The 17,837-nt window shown below is 41.4% G+C and carries 14 protein-coding genes; 6 read left to right on the forward strand and 8 right to left on the reverse strand.

All coding sequences use genetic code 11. The features are described 5' to 3' along the window. The first annotated feature begins 25 nt into the window (after positions 1–25). On the forward strand, positions 26–808 hold the full coding sequence (locus BGP15_RS10420; protein ID WP_286769459.1) for an MBL fold metallo-hydrolase: 783 nt from the start codon (positions 26–28) through the stop codon (positions 806–808). 48 nt (positions 809–856) lie between these two features. Here BGP15_RS10420 and BGP15_RS10425 read toward each other — a convergent pair whose 3' ends face one another. Together BGP15_RS10425 and BGP15_RS10430 are read right to left on the reverse strand one after the other, a co-directional pair. Beyond that, on the reverse strand, positions 857–2,479 hold the full coding sequence (locus tag BGP15_RS10425; RefSeq protein WP_286769460.1) for a RagB/SusD family nutrient uptake outer membrane protein: 1,623 nt from the start codon (positions 2,477–2,479) through the stop codon (positions 857–859). A gap of 13 nt (positions 2,480–2,492) precedes the next feature. Further along, the gene (locus BGP15_RS10430; RefSeq protein WP_286769461.1) at positions 2,493–5,522 is read right to left on the reverse strand and encodes a SusC/RagA family TonB-linked outer membrane protein; all 3,030 of its coding nucleotides are present in this window, start codon (positions 5,520–5,522) and stop codon (positions 2,493–2,495) included. 525 nt (positions 5,523–6,047) lie between these two features. On the opposite strand from BGP15_RS10430, the gene BGP15_RS10435 reads away from it, so the two are divergent. Then, positions 6,048–6,527, forward strand: coding sequence for a cation:proton antiporter regulatory subunit (locus BGP15_RS10435; RefSeq protein ID WP_046672804.1), 480 nt, complete (start codon positions 6,048–6,050; stop codon positions 6,525–6,527). Positions 6,528–6,530: 3 nt separating this feature from the next. Further along, positions 6,531–7,772: a cation:proton antiporter gene (locus tag BGP15_RS10440; protein ID WP_046672803.1), complete on the forward strand. Its 1,242-nt coding sequence runs from the start codon at positions 6,531–6,533 to the stop codon at positions 7,770–7,772. 119 nt (positions 7,773–7,891) lie between these two features. Here BGP15_RS10440 and BGP15_RS10445 read toward each other — a convergent pair whose 3' ends face one another. Both BGP15_RS10445 and BGP15_RS10450 read right to left on the reverse strand, forming a co-directional pair. After that, the gene (locus BGP15_RS10445) at positions 7,892–8,221 is read right to left on the reverse strand and encodes a metal-sulfur cluster assembly factor (RefSeq protein ID WP_046672802.1); all 330 of its coding nucleotides are present in this window, start codon (positions 8,219–8,221) and stop codon (positions 7,892–7,894) included. Next, complete coding sequence (locus BGP15_RS10450) at positions 8,218–9,387, reverse strand: glycosyltransferase family 4 protein (protein ID WP_286769462.1); 1,170 nt, start codon at positions 9,385–9,387, stop codon at positions 8,218–8,220. The genes BGP15_RS10445 and BGP15_RS10450 overlap by 4 nt, the downstream gene beginning before the upstream one ends. Before the next feature lie 111 nt (positions 9,388–9,498). On the opposite strand from BGP15_RS10450, the gene BGP15_RS10455 reads away from it, so the two are divergent. The 3 genes from BGP15_RS10455 to BGP15_RS10465 all read left to right on the forward strand — a co-directional run bounded on the left by BGP15_RS10455 (position 9,499) and on the right by BGP15_RS10465 (position 12,123). Further along, positions 9,499–10,467 (forward strand): polyprenyl synthetase family protein, encoded by a 969-nt coding sequence (locus tag BGP15_RS10455; protein ID WP_286769463.1) that lies wholly within the window; start codon positions 9,499–9,501, stop codon positions 10,465–10,467. 83 nt (positions 10,468–10,550) lie between these two features. Continuing rightward, entirely contained in the window at positions 10,551–11,327 is a 777-nt protein-coding gene (locus BGP15_RS10460; protein ID WP_046672799.1) for an amidohydrolase, read from the forward strand. A gap of 352 nt (positions 11,328–11,679) precedes the next feature. After that, entirely contained in the window at positions 11,680–12,123 is a 444-nt protein-coding gene (locus BGP15_RS10465) for a MarR family winged helix-turn-helix transcriptional regulator (RefSeq protein WP_046672798.1), read from the forward strand. A 101-nt stretch (positions 12,124–12,224) separates the two neighbouring features. Here the strand turns inward: BGP15_RS10465 and BGP15_RS10470 are convergent, their stop codons facing one another. The 4 genes from BGP15_RS10470 to BGP15_RS10485 all read right to left on the reverse strand — a co-directional run bounded on the left by BGP15_RS10470 (position 12,225) and on the right by BGP15_RS10485 (position 17,615). Next, a complete protein-coding gene (locus tag BGP15_RS10470) occupies positions 12,225–13,781 on the reverse strand; it encodes an FMN-binding glutamate synthase family protein (protein ID WP_046672797.1) in 1,557 nt (518 codons plus the stop codon). Positions 13,782–13,967: 186 nt separating this feature from the next. Next, a complete protein-coding gene (locus BGP15_RS10475) occupies positions 13,968–14,729 on the reverse strand; it encodes a Rossmann-like and DUF2520 domain-containing protein (RefSeq protein WP_286752633.1) in 762 nt (253 codons plus the stop codon). Next, positions 14,729–17,188, reverse strand: coding sequence for a heme lyase CcmF/NrfE family subunit (locus tag BGP15_RS10480; protein ID WP_286752632.1), 2,460 nt, complete (start codon positions 17,186–17,188; stop codon positions 14,729–14,731). The genes BGP15_RS10475 and BGP15_RS10480 overlap by 1 nt, the downstream gene beginning before the upstream one ends. Before the next feature lie 19 nt (positions 17,189–17,207). Next, positions 17,208–17,615 carry a cytochrome c maturation protein CcmE domain-containing protein gene (locus BGP15_RS10485; RefSeq protein WP_046672794.1) on the reverse strand — a complete coding sequence of 136 codons (408 nt, stop codon included), beginning with the start codon at positions 17,613–17,615 and terminating at the stop codon, positions 17,208–17,210. Positions 17,616–17,837 lie beyond the last annotated feature (222 nt).

Consider the following 17,837-nt stretch of genomic DNA (forward strand, 5'->3'; position numbering starts at 1 on the left):
CGTGCATATTCCCAATGTTTTAAATATGGTGCAGGCTTATTCTTTATATGAAGGTTCTTTTTCAGTCGACAAAAGCAGAAAATTTATACCCTTTGATCCGTTAATAGACAAGCCCCAGGACCGGCCAGGCTCCCTATTTATTCAAGTTCACCCCTTTTTGATCGAAACTGATGCGGGACTTGTACTCTGTGATACCGGTCTTGGCTATACCGATGACAGTGGCGTGCTACAACTGCATCATAATATCCGTAAGTTGGGTTTCAGACCAGAAGATGTAAAATATGTACTGATGTCTCATCTTCATAAGGATCATGCTGGGGGGATGGTCACATTTGAAAACGGAACCGGACGCATCGCATTTCCTGAAGCCGAATATATTGTTCAACGTGGCGAATGGGAAGATGCTTATTCAGGCATCTCCAGTTCATATAGAACCGAGATTTTTGATGTGATTCAGCGCAGTGGAAATTTGGTTCTGGTGGAAGGTGAAGGTAGAATAAATACAGAAATCAGCTATGCGCTCAATGGTGGACATACAGCACATCATCAGGCATTTCATATTCAAACGGGCGACCAGCACTATTTCTTTGGCGGAGATGTATTACCTGAGCCTGAAGAAATTTTCCATAACTATGTTGCCAAATATGATTTTGATGGTCGGCGCTCCAAAGCGTTGCGTCAGGAGTACTGGGCAGAAGGTGCACCAGCGGGCTGGATTTTTTTGTTTTACCATTCAAAAAATATCACCATTGGTCGTAGTCAGATCCGGGAAGATGGCACCTATAAACTGATTGAAGCAAAGTCGTAAAAGAAAAAACCTCCATGGCCTTTGGGCTCATGAAGGTTTTTGGAAGGTTTAGTATCCCGGATTTTGTGGGAAGGCTGCACCAGTGTTACTGTCGATAACTTCTTGTGGAATAGGCCAAAGAATAAATTCTTTTTTCACCACATTTTTCGATTGTGTGTTTAACGTTTGCACGCGGCGTAAAAAGACATCCTCACCGAAACGGGCAAGGGTCATGCGACGCATTTCCTCACCAATAAGCTCGCGGGCACGTTCGTCGAGAATCAGATCCGCATTGATCGCTGCGGCATCGATTAATGACGCTTTCGCACGGGCACGGACAGCATTGATGGCATCCTTAGCTTGTGCTGGTTTATTGGCACGCCAGTATGCTTCAGCCAATAGCAGGTAAGTTTCGGCCAAACGTACTTTCACACGGTCCTTCATATTTCCTTCAAATGCAGGGTCAACAGCTGTCTTTCCGTAGAAAAATTTGGTTGTTGTCGGGAACACGTTGCCTGATTCTTTGATCGCGTCAGTAAGTACGATCTTCTTACCATAAAGTTCAGGTACGGAAGGATCGTTATAATACCAATCGCGTTTGATATTGAAAGAAGAATTTCTGACATCCTGTTTTTCATAACTATCCAGCCACCATTGGTAAGGGCGTACTTGCCCAAGACCTCTTCCTCCAAGTGAGTCGGCCAAGGCAAATCCTTTTTGTTGTGAATAGAAAGGAACCCACGCGCGTTTGCTCCAATCGGTGTAGCGGTCGCCACCTCCTTGTGTATTGTATTCCAATTGGATGGCCCAGATGGTTTCTTGATTGCCGGAACCGCGATTTTGATTGTTTTCAATAAACATATCGTGGAAATAATCCCCGGGTTTATCTTTTTCGGCACCAAAACGTTGATCGTTCAATTTAAAGTAGCCACTTTGAACCACTTTGTTGGCAGCCTCTACAGCTAAATCTGGCTGTCCAGCTTCGATATATGCTTCTGCCAGGTAATGTAAAGCAGCCCATTTCGTCAATTTACCTTCCTGAATTGTGCCTGGATTGTCGGGTAGGTTTTCACTTGCATACTTCAGGTCTTCAATCATGTGCGTCAAGATTTCAGCTTTCGGTGTACGGGTGAAATCACGACGGGGTGTTTCGGAGACCTTGTCCACCCAAGGCACATCGCCGTATAAGTTGACTAAGTAGCGATAGCTATAGGCGCGGAAGAAACGGGCCGTTGCTTCTACACGTTTTGGATCGTTATCCTTGTCCGTCCAGCTGATGCCATCCTTTTTTAAAGCCTCGAGGATGGTATTGGTATTACCGATAAATCCGTAGGCATATTTCCAATAATTGCGTACATAAGACGAAGCCGGATTTAGCGTATAATTGCTGAATGGAGCCAATGTAGCGTCTGTACCTGTAGTTTTGATGGCAACGATATCCGTTCCGACTTGTAGCGCTTCCTGCGGGGTTGCTCCTTGGGAAAAGATACTACCGTTCCAGGTCAGGAATTCCATGCGGGCATAAGAGTATAAACCATTTAGTCCAGTTTCGAAGCCTTTCGTGTTAATATAGGTATTATCAGGTGACTGAAAGCTACTGGTGTCTTCATTTAAGAAGTTCTTGCTGCAGCCTGTGAAAAGTAGGCTTAGGCCAGCTAGCATTGTATATAAAGTTGTATTTCTTTTCTTCATGATTTTGATGTGTTTAGAATTGGACATTTACTCCCAATGAGAATGTTCTTGCAACAGGATAAGGACTGGCAATATTTGTCGTTGTTGGATTACCTGTGGTCGAACTCACGCTCAATGCCTCTACGTTGTAACCTTTGATTTTGGAGAATGTATAGAGGTTACGGGCGTTGATAAATGCTTTAATGGAAGAGAGATTCAATCTTTTTAGAAAATCGCCGTCAAAGGTATAGCCCAAGCTAAAGTCTCTAATTCGCCAATAGGATGAATTGATATAATACGTATGGTTGTTTACTGGGGTGTATCCAGGGGATGGGATGTCTGTGTTTGTACGCTCCGGTGTCCAGTAAGGCATGTCAGCAAGATAATTGGCGCCGTTGTTAGGTAAGAAACGTTCGATGTTTTTGAAATCATCTATTTTCGTTCCACCAAATGCTCCATTCATAAAGAACGACAGGGAGAAATTCTTGTACGTGAAATCATTGCCAATACCGAGTGTATAAGGTGATATCTTGTTCCCCATCATGGTACGGTCATTGGCGTCGATTTTACCGTCATTGTTGAGATCTGCTAACTTGGCATCGCCAGGTTTCGCTTTAGGCTGATAGGAGTTTGCGATGTCGTCGCCCTCTTGCCATACACCAATGACTTTATAATCGTAGAAAATACGGATAGGCTTTCCGATTAACCAGGCATTGGTCAAATCATCTTTTCCATCCGCGCGCAGTTTGGTGATTTTATTGTTGTTATAGGCAAAGGTCGTATTGACGTTCCATTGGAAATTGTCATTTTTGACCGGTATGGCATTCAAGGTAACTTCGATCCCTTTGTTTGAGGTTTCACCGATATTGGTCAAAATGGTGTTGTAACCGTTCATGACAGGAACCTGTTCACTTAATAAGAGATCCGATGTCTTAGAGGAGTAGTAGTCGATCGTTCCTGAAAGTCTATTTTTGAGAATACCAAAATCCAAACCAAGGTTTAATGAAGCTGTTGTTTCCCACGTTAGATTACTTCCACGGCCATTGAAATTCATCACAAGTCCTTTGACGGGGTCAAGACCATAGATATAATCGACGTTAGTCAGACGGTCGTAAGTTTGATATGGCGATACGGCCTGGTTTCCATTTTTACCATAAGAAACACGAAGTTTTAATAAATCGAAATAATCCTGCACATTTCCTTCTTTAGAAACCACCCAGGCTCCTGCAACGGATGGGAAAAATGCATATCGGTTGTTGATCGAGAATGCACTATAACCGTCCGAACGACCGGTTAAAGTTAATAGGTAACGATCCTTAAAAGCATAGTTGATTCTTCCCATGTAGGAAATCATCGCTGTATTTTGCAGATTAGATTCGATCTTAAGATTTTTAGAGGCAGAGGCCATGTTGTTATATCCGGCATCTGATACAAAATCGTCTCCATTCATTCTTGAAGTTTTCAAATTTGTTTTCTGCGAGGAATAGAGACCCACGACATTAATCTTGTGGTCACCAAAGGTACGGTCATAGGTCAAGAGATTTTCCCAGGTCCAGTCCCAGAAATGCTCATTGTAAATTGATCCGGTACCATTCACGCCACGTCCTGTAACTGTATTGGAACCGTAATAGGAGTTTTCATTAATATTTCGGTAGTTGGTTCCGAATGTGGTTTTGAAACTTAATCCTTCAATAGGGAGTTTCACATCAAGCCAAGTATTCGCATAGACTGTTCTTCTGGTCTGATCCCATTGGCCTTTTTCGTCTGCAAAAGGATGTGCCCATAGTGTTTGTGCATACATCGGGTACGTTATAGCAGTACCATCGGCATCGCGGTTTTTACTGTAAGGGGAAAGTTTTACAACACTCTCGAGGTTGGGCTGTACGCCGTCGCGGTTCCCTTGAGAAGCCTGCATGGTCATTCCTAGCTTTAACCAAGAGCTTAAACTTTGATTGAGGTTCAGGTTGACATTGTATCTTTCGTATGGCGTATTTTTTACAACGCCATCTTGATTTAGGTAGCTCACAGATGCATAATAATCGGATTTATCCGTTCCGCCCGAAAAACTGAGTTGATGTTCCTGAACAGGAGCGCCGCTATTGAATACTTCATCCTGCCAATTGACTTCTTCCCCTTTTTTGTATTGTTCCAATACGTTGGCAAAAAGATAATTCTCTGGGTTAAGCTGATCGCCGGTTTTTCCTTTCGAAGCCTGGTAATCACGCATAAATTGGATGTATTGTGGGCCGTTCATCAATTTAAGACGACGTTCTACACTTTGTACCCCAAAATAACCGTTATAATTGATGCGTGCTTTTCCTGCCGCACCCTTTTTTGAGGTGATGAGGATAACGCCATTTGCAGCTCTTGAACCATAGATTGCAGTGGATGAGGCATCTTTCAGTACCGAGATACTGGCAATTGTATTGGAAGAGATATCGCCCAGGGAACCACTAAAAGGAATTCCATCCAGGATAATTAGGGGTGCATTGGACGCCGAGATCGAGTTCTCACCGCGGATATTGATAGAAGCTGTTTCGCCAGGTTTGGCCGAACCGGAATTGATCGCTAAACCAGAAATCTTACCCTGAAGTTTATCGACAACATTCGGTGAATTTATTCGTTCCAGGGATTTTGCTTCCACTGTAGCGATACTTCCTGTCAAATCGCTCTTTTTCTGTTTACCATAACCTACGACCACAACTTCATCCAAAACATCCTCGGATTTTGTCAAGGTTATTTGTGCTGCTTGTGCCGCGGAGACTTCTTTCGCGGTAAATCCGATCGAGTTAAATGTTAGGATGGCACTTTTTGAACTGACGTTCAGTGAGAAGATTCCGTCTTGATTGGTTGTCGTTGCTGCCGCTTTACCTTTTTCAGAAACGGTAACCCCGCTTATTGGTTTCCCGGTTTCATCAATGACCTTTCCGGAGACGACCTGCTGAAAGGGTGAAAGACTGGTTATTGCAACTAAATTACGTGGGTTCGCTACCCCGTAAATAGGTGCCGCTAATGACAAGATTGATAATGGTGTCAGAAGGATGAGATGACTCTTTTTGACCATAGGTGTGTAATTTAGATTCAGTAAGTGTTTAATGCGGCAATTATAAAGAAATAAACCTTTGGCAATTCTATTGCTTCTTGGAACAAACGATTGCATGAACTACGAAAACGTTATAGAAATGGGTATTTGTAATGAAAATTGGAGCTAATAAAAGCTGATTTGTTCTGTTAGGAACTCGGATCGTTAATAGCATGTGTACCTCGAGCGCTTTTAGTGTTGTTCAGTTATGTCATCACGAAGCCATACGTCGAAAAAAGGGATGAAATTGGTTAAAAGAGTCGTTTTTCTGCTCTTTTTTTAGTATTTTGGGGTAATTTGCTCTTTGTAGCCCATCCCGTTAGCTACCTGCGGATTCGTTTAAGATTGATTTTTTGGGTAAATTTGTGTTTTAGTAGCTAAGGGCTGATGCTGTTTTTCCTCAAAGTCTTTGTTTTTTTGCGAGAAAGAACCTTCAGCTTGCTTTTGTAATTGTGGTATACCACGTTATGAAGCTTATATTATTAGTATTTATTTAAATAGAAAATTATGTCTATTGTAAGAGAGTCCGATCTGATTGGAATTGGAAAAAAATTTCAAATTGAAACCGATGCGGGAGACAATATGGTTGTTGTTATCCATGACGATGGCAGACGGGAACTTTATCGCTATGATGACGAGGAGCATGAGTCACGTTGCGTCATGACACTCAATGACGATGAATCTCGGCAGATTGCGGGTATTATCGGTGGCTTGTCCTATAAGCCTAAAGCATTGGAGACAATTGAAGTCGCTTTGGACGATTTACGCATTGAATGGTACAAAGTGGAAGGCAAAAATGAGGGTGCTGGTAAGACAATTGGAGAGCTGGAAGTTCGTCAACGTACAGGTGCATCGATTATTGCTGGGATACGAGATGATGATACGGTTATCAATCCAGGACCGTCTTATTTGATTAGCCCAGGTACCACACTTGTCATTGCTGGAAAGAAGAATAATATTAAACTTTTAAAGGAAATTTTACTGTAATTTATGCTATCACATACCTTAATTCTGGAAATTGGAATCGCTGTAGGACTTGTTGCCATTGTTGGCCTCATCGCCAATAAGCTTAAGTTTTCTGTTATTCCATTTTTCATTATTATAGGAATGGTTTTGGGACAGCACGCTCCGCAGGTTGGTCTGGTGGATTTAACATTTACAGAGAGTAAACCTTTTATCGATTTCATGGGACGGTTGGGCGTGTTGTTCCTGTTGTTCTACCTTGGTCTTGAGTTTTCGGTCAATCGGCTGATTAAGTCCGGTAAAGCAATTGTCACCGGTGGGACAATTTACGTCTTATTGAACTTTACTTCAGGTTTGTTGATCGGATGGCTAATGGATATGCCATTTAAGGAGATGATGGTGTTATGTGGTATCATGACGAGTTCATCCACGGCGATTGTTGCAAAGGTGCTGACAGATCTCAAACGTACAGCCAACCCGGAGACGGAGGTGATCATGGGAATGATTATGTTCGATGACCTGTTTATAGCGATGCATATTTCTTTCCTTTCGGGCCTGATACTGACAGGAAGCAGTTCGTTTTGGACGGTAGCTGGAACTTCCTTACTGGCCTTGGGATTTATATTGGCCTTTTTGATTTTGGGCAGAAAACTGGTGCCTGCGATCGATCGCTTATTGAAGGAGAAAACTTCTGAATTATTTATATTGATCATCTTTGCCTTACTTTTTATTGTGGCAGGTTTCTCCGAAACCATCCATGTTGCGGAGGCTATCGGGGCATTGATGGCCGGCTTAGTGTTGGCGGATTCGCAATACATCAAAAAGATTGAATCGATGGTGCTGCCCTATAAGGACTTTTTTGGGGCCATGTTTTTCTTTAGTTTCGGATTGTCTATTGACATTATGTCCCTTGGAGGAGCTGTCTTTTGGGCTTCGATTGCAGCGCTGGTGACGGTGATGGGGAATCTTGCTTCGGGCTATTTTGCAGCTAAATTTTCGGGTATGAAACCTAAAACGTCCTTTGATATTGGCTTTACCTTGTCTGCGCGGGGGGAGTTTTCCATTATCATGGCAAATATTGGTAAAGCAGGGGCTTTATTACCCGTTATTCAATCCTTTGTGGTCGTATATGTGCTCATTCTTTCCATTGTATCCCCACTATTGACCAAAGAGTCACGTAAGCTTTGGAAATTACTTTTCGGTGCGGATGCCAATAGCGCCAAGCCTTTGAAAAAGTTGAGTGATTTGGAAAACAATCAGGGCAGATAGACCTGCGGATAGGGTACAGCTCAAACGATGTTTTAGGAGAGGCATATAGCATATACAAACAAAACAGGGCTTTCCAATATTCTTGGATAGCCCTGTTTTGTTTGATTAGTCGGTGAATTTTACAAAAAACCCAGCTCCAGTTTTGCTTCTTCCGACATCATGTCTTTTGTCCATGGTGGATCAAATGTCAATTCGACCAATGCTTCTTTGACACCTGCTACAGCAGCAACTTTTTCTTGAACTTCATTCATGATTTCGCCTGCCACGGGACAGCCAGGAGCAGTCAGCGTCATTACAATCTTTGCAATACCCTCTTCCTTCGTAATGATTTCATATACAAGCCCCAAATCCACAATATTTGCGGGTTTCAGTTCAGGATCATAAATTGTTTCCAGTACAGCTTGGATTTGTGGCGCCAGACCCAGTTTATCTAATACAATGATACTCATTTATTCCGTTTTTTATCGTGAATAGCGTCCTGATAGATCGCTAATAATTTAGCTTCATTTATTTCAGGCGTAAAATTACTAAAATAGTAAGCAATACAAGTCTTTCTTATCTCATCTTTTTCATTTGTTGTTTTTGTGCTCCACTCCCTCAAACATTGGATAATATCGTTTTTGTTGTGGGGATCGAACGTTTGCCCTGTTTTGCCGGGGATAATCAGTTCGGGGAGCGGGCCTAAATTGGAGCAAAGCACAGCTGTTCCGACTGAATAAGCCTCAAGAATCGTAATCGGCATCCCTTCAAAACAAATCGATGGTACAAGTAAAGCCTGTGCTTTGGCTATCAAGGGAAGTATTTCTGATCTTTTTTTAAAACCGAGGTAGGAAATATTCGCCTGGTGTTTAATGCTTCTCAAAACCTCATTTTCGAGCGGACCGCCGCCGATAATTGCTAGTTGAAAATCTGTGCCGATGAAAGCATCGATCAGCTGTAATATCCCCTTTTCATCTGAAAGACGACCGACATATACAAAGTGAGCCTGCGGACCCTCTGGTGCTATTGTCGTAGGAAAGACAAAATTCGGTTTGATCGCGAATTTAGTAGGCGGAAGGTGCAATGTCGATTCAACGAATATGTTCTTTGCAAAGGAGCTTAAATTGATGTAGCGATTTACTTTTGCCCAGGTTCCAATTTTGCGGTGAAACCAGTAATTCAGTGCGAGAAGAAATGTTTTTACTATCGAGTTGTTAAATGCTTTTTGTCGGACGGCTGTCCACGGAAACTCCTCTTGGAGTGAGTCCAGAAAGAGACGGTTGTGATGGTACAGTGTCGCCGAAGGGCATAGTAAACGAAAATTGTGCAGGGTCATGACCTGGGGGACGCCGAGTTTGGCAATGGTACGCACGATAATCGGGCCGGCTGCATAATGCGTGTTGTGAACGTGAACGATGTCTGGTTTAAACGCCCGAATTATTTTTTTGACACGTTGAGCAGCGCAAATATTCCAAAAAGATCCTATTGTCTGTAGTGCACCCTGCAACCCCTTTTTATTTTGAAAGGTTAGCGTTTGGACCTCATGTCCTTGCGCGAGGAGGGAAGATTCCTGCTGAAATACAGTGTCTTCACCACCAGGATCTTGATAAAATGTATGGATAATCAGTATGCGCATAATAAAAGACTTATACAAATGTACAATTTTGAGGTGACTTCCTTTAAAGGGACAAAATTGCCATTTCTATATGATTATTGCTATATTCGCAAGATTCGATCGTAAAGATATATGCAACATTTACAACAACTCGTGATAGAGGCGATAGAGACAAGTCAATTTCCTGAAACACCATCAAATTTATATGATCCGATACGGTATATATTGACTTTGGGCGGAAAGAGGGTTCGACCTGTGCTGACATTGATGGCCGCCGAATTATTCGGCATGCAAGAGATGGAGGAAATTATCCCTGCTGCCAAAGCAGTGGAGTTTTTTCATAACTTTTCACTGATCCACGATGATCTGATGGATAAGGCTCCTTTAAGAAGAGGTAAAACGACAGTTCACGAAAAGTGGGATGCTAATATTGCCATATTGTCTGGAGACGGCTTGTTGGTCAAAGCGTATGAGGAAATTTCAAAATGTAATCCTATTTACTTGCCTGCAACTTTGAAAATTTTGAGTAAAGTGGCTATGGAGGTATGTGAAGGCCAGCAATTAGATATGGATTATGAGAGCCGGGATTCGCTGACAATGCCTGAGTATCTTGAGATGATCCGTCTTAAAACTTCGGTGTTATTGGGTGGAGCATTACAGTTGGGGGCTATTCTGTCGGGAGCAGATGAACAGCAACAGCAGCTGATCTACGATTTTGGAGAGAACGTAGGCTTAGCATTTCAATTACAGGACGATATCTTGGATGCATATGGAGATCCAGATACCTTTGGAAAGATTGTTGGTGGTGATATCATGATCAATAAAAAAACTTTTTTATTGGTGAAGTTGATGGCGGTAATTTCGGAGGATGATAAGACGGTTTTACAAGCCCTATTAAATGCCACTATAGAGACTGCTCCATCAAAAGTAGCGGATATGCTTGCCTTATACGACAAGTATGCGGTTAAAACTGCGGCCGACGAGTTGAAAGATAGCTATACGCAACGGGCATTTGAAAAAATGGAAGCATTGAATGTACCAAATGATCGCAAAGAAGCGTTATTAGTGTTAGCAAATAACCTTTTGGTAAGACAGCAATAAGTATAAATTCTATTAAAATTCGTATCTTGCCATTAAATGTCTTTTTGTAAGAAAATAATTAAATAAATTTTTAGATTACGTTCATGGAGCCTTTAAAAATCACCGTATTTCAAGCATATTTATTCTGGGAAAATATTGAGAAGAATCTAAATAATCTAGCCTTGAGACTTTCCTCATTGCGTGAGAAAACGGATGTTATTATTCTCCCCGAAATGTTTAATACAGGCTTCACGAATAATGTCGAGAAATGTGCAGAACCTGCAAATGGACCTACGACAAGATGGCTATTTGAAATGGCAAGCTCACTTAACTGTGTTGTTGCCGGTTCTTTGATTATCGAAGAAGGTGGGAAATACTATAATCGCTTTGTATGGATGTTTCCAGACGGTAAATATGTAAAATATGATAAACGTCATCTTTTCGGATTATCCAAAGAAAGCGAGTACTTTGAGCCAGGAAATGAACGTATCCTGGTCGATATCAAAGGATGGAAAATCTGCCCGATGATCTGTTATGACCTGAGATTCCCAGTCTGGTCTAAAAATCAAAACGGAGCATATGATATTTTAGTGTATACCGCCAGCTGGCCAGACAAGCGCTCAGCACATTGGAGAGCTCTTATTCCGGCACGTGCAATAGAAAACCAAGCTTATGTTGTTGGGGTAAACCGTGTTGGGCACGACGGTAATGATATTTACTATTCTGGTGGCTCTATGTGTATATCCCCTCTTGGTGACGTGGTGTATTATAAACCGGAAGATGAGGACTTGTATACCTTTACCTTAAATCCGAACGACCTGTTGGAAGCACGTGAGAAATTTCCTTTCTTAAAAGATTCCGATTCTTTTACAATCGGATAACATCCTCTAAATTAGGTACAATTGCAAGCATTTATTTTTTCTGAGAGTGCCTGATCTTATTAGTCAGAAAGAACCTTCAGTTTGATTTAATTGCTGTTGGTGTTTGCAAAGTTATGAAGGTTTTGTTTGTATCCTTTTTATTTATTAAATTCAGTCTAGTATAAATCAAATTGTTATGATTTATCAACATCTACTTATGACATGTTGATAAAATTTTGTTTGAGACAGCTATATTAAAGCGTAATTTAGGCTAACTATTAGCCAAAATACGTTTAGCTTTTTCTCAAATTGATTGAAAGACGACGTTTTATTATTAAAATAAGTTGCGTAAACAACCATAACCATTATTCATATGTTAGACCAAGATTTAGTATCACAAGAGTATTTTTATAATTTCTTAACAGGGAAATACTCAATTGCAGTTATGCGGAGATTACAGCGTAATCTCAAGGAGGCCGGGTTAAACATTACTTCTGAACAATGGAGTATCATGTATAACCTGTGGGTAGAAGAGGGGCTTACCCAGCAGGAGCTTGCTGTGCGCACATTTCGAGATAAACCAAGTGTCACTCGATTAATTAATAACCTGGAACGGGTAAATCTGGTTATTCGTGTTAATGATAAAAACGACAGACGGTCCAATCTGATCTATTTAACAAAAATCGGGCGGAAGATGAAGGATGAAGGAATGAAGCAGGCAAAAAATACAATTGAACAGGCCTTAGGGGGATTGGCCGACGATCAAATTACTTTATCAAATACGATTCTGCACCGCGTATTGTTTAATTTGAAATAAAGATAATTAGCGGGTTTTATCCTGTAAGGGAACTATCAAGGTATAAAAAAAAGGTCCCCTATGAATACATGGGGGACCTTCTTTTTATGAATTGCTAGCAATTAATCTTCGAAAAGTTTGCTTTCGAAATCGGTGTGGCTATTGACTAATTTACCTTCAGTACCGAAATAGATTTCCTGAAAACTGAGCGTCCGGATTGCATCCACCTTACGATAGAATTTATCTGCCGATACATCCGAAAGTGTTTTGAAACCACAAGCTTCCATAATTTCAACTGTCGCACGTAATGTGTTGCGGTGGAACTGGGCGACGCGTACATATTTATCATTTACGTCGAGTCCTTTGTATAAATGCGGCTGTTGTGTGGCAACCCCAACCGGACAGACGTCTTCATTACATTTAAGTGCCTGAATACAACCTAAAGCGAACATCATACCGCGAGCACTATAACATGCATCTGCGCCTAAGGCAATGACTTTCAAGATATCGAAACCTGTTACGATACGGCTTGATACAATAACTTTAATGTGTTTTTTTAAACCAAAAGCAATCAAGGTTTTCGTTACAAATGCCAATGCATCGTATAGTGGCATCCCCAAGTTATCTGTAAACTCAAGTGGAGCAGCTCCCGTACCACCTTCTGATCCATCTACGGAGATAAAATCCGGGAAGATTTGCGTGTTTTGCATGGCATGACAGATGTCGATAAACTCATGTTTATCGCCGATACAAATTTTGAAGCCAATAGGCTTTCCACCGGATAGCTCGCGCAGCTGTTGTATGAAGTGCATCATTTCAGTCGGTGAAGAGAAAGCACTATGTGCTGGTGGCGACATCACGTCTGTTCCAGGAATGACGTGACGGATAGCAGCGACTTCAGGGGTGTTTTTTGCCGCCGGAAGTATACCGCCATGACCAGGTTTAGCGCCTTGCGAAAGCTTCAATTCGACCATCTTCACGTTTTCACGGTTGGATTTTTCTCTGAAAAGTTCGGGATCAAATTTTCCCTCCTTATTGCGGCAGCCAAAATAACCTGTACCGACCTGCCAGATTAAATCACCTCCATTGTTGTGGTAATCGCTGATCCCCCCTTCGCCGGTATTGTGTGCAAAGTTTTGAAGGGCAGCACCTTTATTTAGTGCCGTTATCGCTGTTTTACTCAACGCACCATAACTCATAGCCGAGATGTTGAACACACTTAAGCTATAAGGTTTCTTACAGGCTGCATTTCCTACCGTGGTACGCAGATCGTGGTTTTCGATATGGCAAGGGAAAACAGAGTGCGCAGCCCATTCGTTCCCGACAGCCTGTGGATCTGTCTGCATACCAAATGCAACAGTTTCCCGTTGATTTTTTGCACGTTGGTATACGATCGAACGTTGTCTTCTGTTGAAAGGACGTCCATCCATATCCGATTCCCAAAAATATTGTCTCAACTCGGGACGAATAGATTCGAAGATATAACGAAAATATCCAACTAAAGGATAGTTGCGCAGAATGGCATGTTTGGTCTGGAAACTATGATATAACGCGATCAATAGCAACGGAAATGGGATAATAAGCAGCCAAAACCAGCTTGATGTAAATATAAATCCAAATGATACAATGATTAAATTAATCACAATCATTATTGAAAGAATGAGTTTTCTAACTTCCATAGAAAATACGATTGTTTAGTTTTAATTCGCTATTTTAATGTTTAGCCCAACTGACTATTTTATTACTCAATTAGCATTCCAAAATGCGCTTTTGGACGAAGCAAATGTACTAAAGTTCCTGAAGTAAATGGATATATTTACCCCCTGGAAGTAAGTTTTGATAAGTTTATAACCGTTTCTAACAAACTATTTTCTTTTAGTAATCTCCTGCGACAAAAGTTGATAGATTTGCTGTAAATCTGGTTTATTGCTAATAAATTGCAAATGTTTTTGCATTGTCGATACATCCTGTCGGATCGCTGGTCCTGTCTGAACTGTTATCGGAATATTATTTTGCACTTTTTCTGCCGTCTCCAGGATAATTGGTTTGATTAAATCAAAGGATAAGTTGTTTTCTTCCAGTAACTCATAAGCCATCTGATAGAGGATATTGGAGAAATTATTGACCATGACCGAGGCTAGGTGAATGGCTAAGCGTTGCGGTGAGTTACAATAGATACTCTGCGGTGCAAATGTCTGTGCAAGCTGAAGTAGCGCGGCACTATTTTCATCTGTGTTACCTTCAATGCAAAGTGGAACCGTCGAGAAATCCACTGCTTTATTTTTGGATAACGATTGTGGTGGATAGATGACGCCCGTGTTTTTAAATCCAGCCAGGGCAGCAAGATCGGTTGCTCCTGAACAGTGGACAACAATGCCTGTTAAATCCTTCGGTAGCGCTTCTACCAGCGGTAAAATAGCTTGATCCGAAACAGCAATAAGGTAGAGATCGGCATGGAGGTCGAGTTCAGACAGTAGGTCAGTTGCTGTGCAATGAAGCGCAAAAGCCAATGCGTCTGCATTGGCTTTTGTTTTACTGTAGATCTGAACGATATGCTGTCCTGTTTTTTGAAACTGTTGTCCAAAATGGGTCGCGGCATTACCGCTTCCTAAGATCACAATATTCATTATTTAAGTGCTTTTCGTTTCTCTTCTTTATTTCTTCTCACAATGGACATGATAAAACCGATGGTCATGACAATTGTTCCACACCAGAAAAAGTTGATGTATGGGAATTTAATGGCTTTAAATACCACCCATTTCTTTTCTGGAAGTGGCTTTTGATAAACCATGATTTCCAGTTTATCCTTGTCAGGTTTAATTCCCGTAAATCTGAATTTAAGTCCTTGCTCGGTAACATCCTTGTTGAAGTCGTAAACACCACCGTCTTTAATTAAGTAAATCGGTTGTACCTCATACTGTTTGTTGTCGGCCGAAAATACTTTTATTTTCAATCCAACCATGACATCACTGGGTCCCTTTGGAATTTTCTCTAGGTGGGCCTCTTTGTTTAAGCCTTCAATGACGTAATATCCATTGCGGTAGCGTAAGGTATCGCCAATATTTACCTGATATGTTGCCGGCTCCTCGTAGTCCTCAAAACCAGTTTTATCTTCAGCAGGAACTTTGGCGTGTGTTGCTTGACTTTCAGCTGCGGCCGCTGTAATCAGTGTATATACGTCATGCGTAACATAATGTTTGGTGGCTGGAGTACCAATCAACCCCCCCATTTTCGCGTTGTTTTGTGCAAAAGGTTGCAGCACAAAATGCTCCTTCACTTTGCCTGTTTCTTCGTCGATCCGCTCGTATTTGATTTTATAGAACGTATTTGGAGCAACAATGCTATCGCCGATATAGGTAATTTTGTATTCACCCATTTGTACAGGTTCACCCTCGGTCAGGAATAAGTTGTCGCCAGGCTTTTCTACTTTGTCGAATCCCGATACAGCGATGTAACCCGTGTTGTTGACAGAGATGACTTCGTTGGTTGCCGCGGCCACCATGGCACCGATAAGTAATAAACCAAAACCGATATGGGCTACCGAAGAACCAGCCAGTTTCCATTTACCTTTGACAGCGTCACCCAATACGCGGATATTTGCCAGAATACAGAAAATACTTGCGAAGGTGATCAAAATGTAGATCAAGTTGGTATACGTCTTCGTAAAATAGACTACAGCAGCCGTTAGGATTAAAGACACAACCAAGGATGCTACAGTGGAAGCCAAAAACTTGCGGCTATCGGTACGTTTGTATTTTAAGAATTGCGTAAATCCGGTTAAAATCATCACGATGACGGCAAAACCCGATTGCCATTTGTTATAATGTTGGATCGGATCCAAAGGCGGAGCTACCTTGGTGCCAAAGATCTTGTTGAACACTGGAATTGATGTTGAAGCAATGATCTGTGCACAGGCAACAGTCAATACCAAGGCGCCAATAAACATCCAGAATTCTCTTGAATAGATATCCTCATCCTTTTCTGTGATGGGCATCTCTTTCTTTTTGACGGTAAGAAAGACCACCATGATAACCAAAAAGACAACATTGAATAAGATCAATTGTCCGCTCATGCCCAGGTCGGTAAAGGAGTGTACCGAAGTCTCTCCGAGGACGCCACTACGTGTCAGGTAAGATGCGTAGATCACAAGCACAAAGCTGATCATCGCCAAAAAAGTAGCGGTGAAGTAGGAGTGGCCTGAATTCTTGTAAGCAATCATGACGTGAACAGCGGCAATCAAGGTAAACCAAGGAATAATAGATGCATTTTCTACCGGATCCCATGCCCAGAATCCACCGAAGTTAAGTGCTTCGTAAGCCCAGAATGAGCCCATGATAATACCTGCGCCTAAAATCATCACGGCAAATAAAGCCCAAGGAAGTGCTGCATTGATCCATTCTTTGTAACGTTTGGTCCAAAGAGCACCTGTTGCATAAGCAAAAGGAACAATCATCGACGCAAAGCCAAGGAAAAGTGTCGGTGGGTGAATCACCATCCAGTAATTTTGAAGTAAAGGGTTCAAACCATTACCGTCGGTGATTAGTGAAAGATAATTTGCTTCTCTAAAGATTGGAATATCCATTGCTTCACGCAATAAGATAAAAGGAGAGCTACCGATCCGCAGACCGAAGATTTCCACACCAATAATCATGGATGCTAAAAATGCTTGACATAACATGACGAAAGTCATAACAGACGATTCCCAGCTTTTTGCTTTAAAGAGCAAAACAGCGCCTAATACCGTTTGCCAGAACATCCAAAGCCAAAAACTACCCTCCTGACCTTCCCAAAAACTGGAAATGATGTAGTAGGTAGGGAGTGTCTTGGACGAGTGCGCCCAGGCATAATTATATTCAAAAAGGTGATTGTATATAATATAAAATAAAGTTGCACCAATCGCTACGACGGAGGCTGCATTAACCCAGAAGGCAATACGTGCAATTTTTTTCCATGAATGCTCTTCAGGGTATTTTGTTGCAAAAAAGTAACTGATACAAGATAGAAGTGCAGCACCAAAAGAAAGTACAATGAAAAATTGTCCGATCTGCCCTGGCAGCAGGTGCTCACCAACGTAATTAACGTCCATTGAAAATTGATTTTACGAATTAATTATTGAAAGCAGTAGCATTGATCTCGGTGACGACCGATTTATCGTTATATTTCGACGGACATTTCATCAATATCTTACTTGCCCTAAACACATTCCCGTCCATTTTTCCTGTCAATACAATCTGCTCTGAACGTTCAATATCTTGAGGTTTGGCACCTCTAAAAATCACTTCACATTCTGTACCATCGTTGTCACGCATGAAAAACGAAAATTTGTTGGCGTCAGTTTTGGGATCATAGTGAAGTGCTTTGTCTTTATTCAATTGACCTACCACATATAGTTCGGTTTTCTTTTCTTTAGCTTCGGTAAATGTCGAATACGTACTTGAATCGGTATAGATAACAAGTATCATGGCAATTGCGACAGCAATGATAGCGATTAGAATAATTGAACTTTTTTTCATTTGTATTTACTTATTTATAAGTGTCTGAACTCGTCGTATCAATGAGCTCGTTTCACTCGGTTTGTTTTTTTACCAGTTAATGGCTGTTCCGATCTGTCCGATATCTTTCTGTTTTTTTCGAAAGATTATTACCCAAACCTGACAACGTTATGCGCGCTAAAATCCCAAATTGTTTACATTTGACACCTAATCGAATGCAAAATTACAAATAGATTCGCTAAG

The sequence above is a fragment of the Sphingobacterium sp. 40-24 genome, from assembly GCF_001899705.1.
Taxonomy (GTDB): domain Bacteria; phylum Bacteroidota; class Bacteroidia; order Sphingobacteriales; family Sphingobacteriaceae; genus Sphingobacterium; species Sphingobacterium multivorum.

What these genes read in the sequence shown, in the direction of transcription:
- BGP15_RS10420 (WP_286769459.1), top strand. Translation starts at nt 26, where the DNA reads ATGGTGCAGGCTTATTCTTTATATGAAGGTTCTTTTTCAGTCGACAAA.
- BGP15_RS10425 (WP_286769460.1), bottom strand. Translation starts at nt 2,479, where the DNA reads ATGAAGAAAAGAAATACAACTTTATATACAATGCTAGCTGGCCTAAGC.
- BGP15_RS10430 (WP_286769461.1), bottom strand. Translation starts at nt 5,522, where the DNA reads ATGGTCAAAAAGAGTCATCTCATCCTTCTGACACCATTATCAATCTTG.
- BGP15_RS10435 (WP_046672804.1), top strand. Translation starts at nt 6,048, where the DNA reads ATGTCTATTGTAAGAGAGTCCGATCTGATTGGAATTGGAAAAAAATTT.
- BGP15_RS10440 (WP_046672803.1), top strand. Translation starts at nt 6,531, where the DNA reads ATGCTATCACATACCTTAATTCTGGAAATTGGAATCGCTGTAGGACTT.
- BGP15_RS10445 (WP_046672802.1), bottom strand. Translation starts at nt 8,221, where the DNA reads ATGAGTATCATTGTATTAGATAAACTGGGTCTGGCGCCACAAATCCAA.
- BGP15_RS10450 (WP_286769462.1), bottom strand. Translation starts at nt 9,387, where the DNA reads ATGCGCATACTGATTATCCATACATTTTATCAAGATCCTGGTGGTGAA.
- BGP15_RS10455 (WP_286769463.1), top strand. Translation starts at nt 9,499, where the DNA reads ATGCAACATTTACAACAACTCGTGATAGAGGCGATAGAGACAAGTCAA.
- BGP15_RS10460 (WP_046672799.1), top strand. Translation starts at nt 10,551, where the DNA reads ATGGAGCCTTTAAAAATCACCGTATTTCAAGCATATTTATTCTGGGAA.
- BGP15_RS10465 (WP_046672798.1), top strand. Translation starts at nt 11,680, where the DNA reads ATGTTAGACCAAGATTTAGTATCACAAGAGTATTTTTATAATTTCTTA.
- BGP15_RS10470 (WP_046672797.1), bottom strand. Translation starts at nt 13,781, where the DNA reads ATGGAAGTTAGAAAACTCATTCTTTCAATAATGATTGTGATTAATTTA.
- BGP15_RS10475 (WP_286752633.1), bottom strand. Translation starts at nt 14,729, where the DNA reads ATGAATATTGTGATCTTAGGAAGCGGTAATGCCGCGACCCATTTTGGA.
- BGP15_RS10480 (WP_286752632.1), bottom strand. Translation starts at nt 17,188, where the DNA reads ATGGACGTTAATTACGTTGGTGAGCACCTGCTGCCAGGGCAGATCGGA.
- BGP15_RS10485 (WP_046672794.1), bottom strand. Translation starts at nt 17,615, where the DNA reads ATGAAAAAAAGTTCAATTATTCTAATCGCTATCATTGCTGTCGCAATT.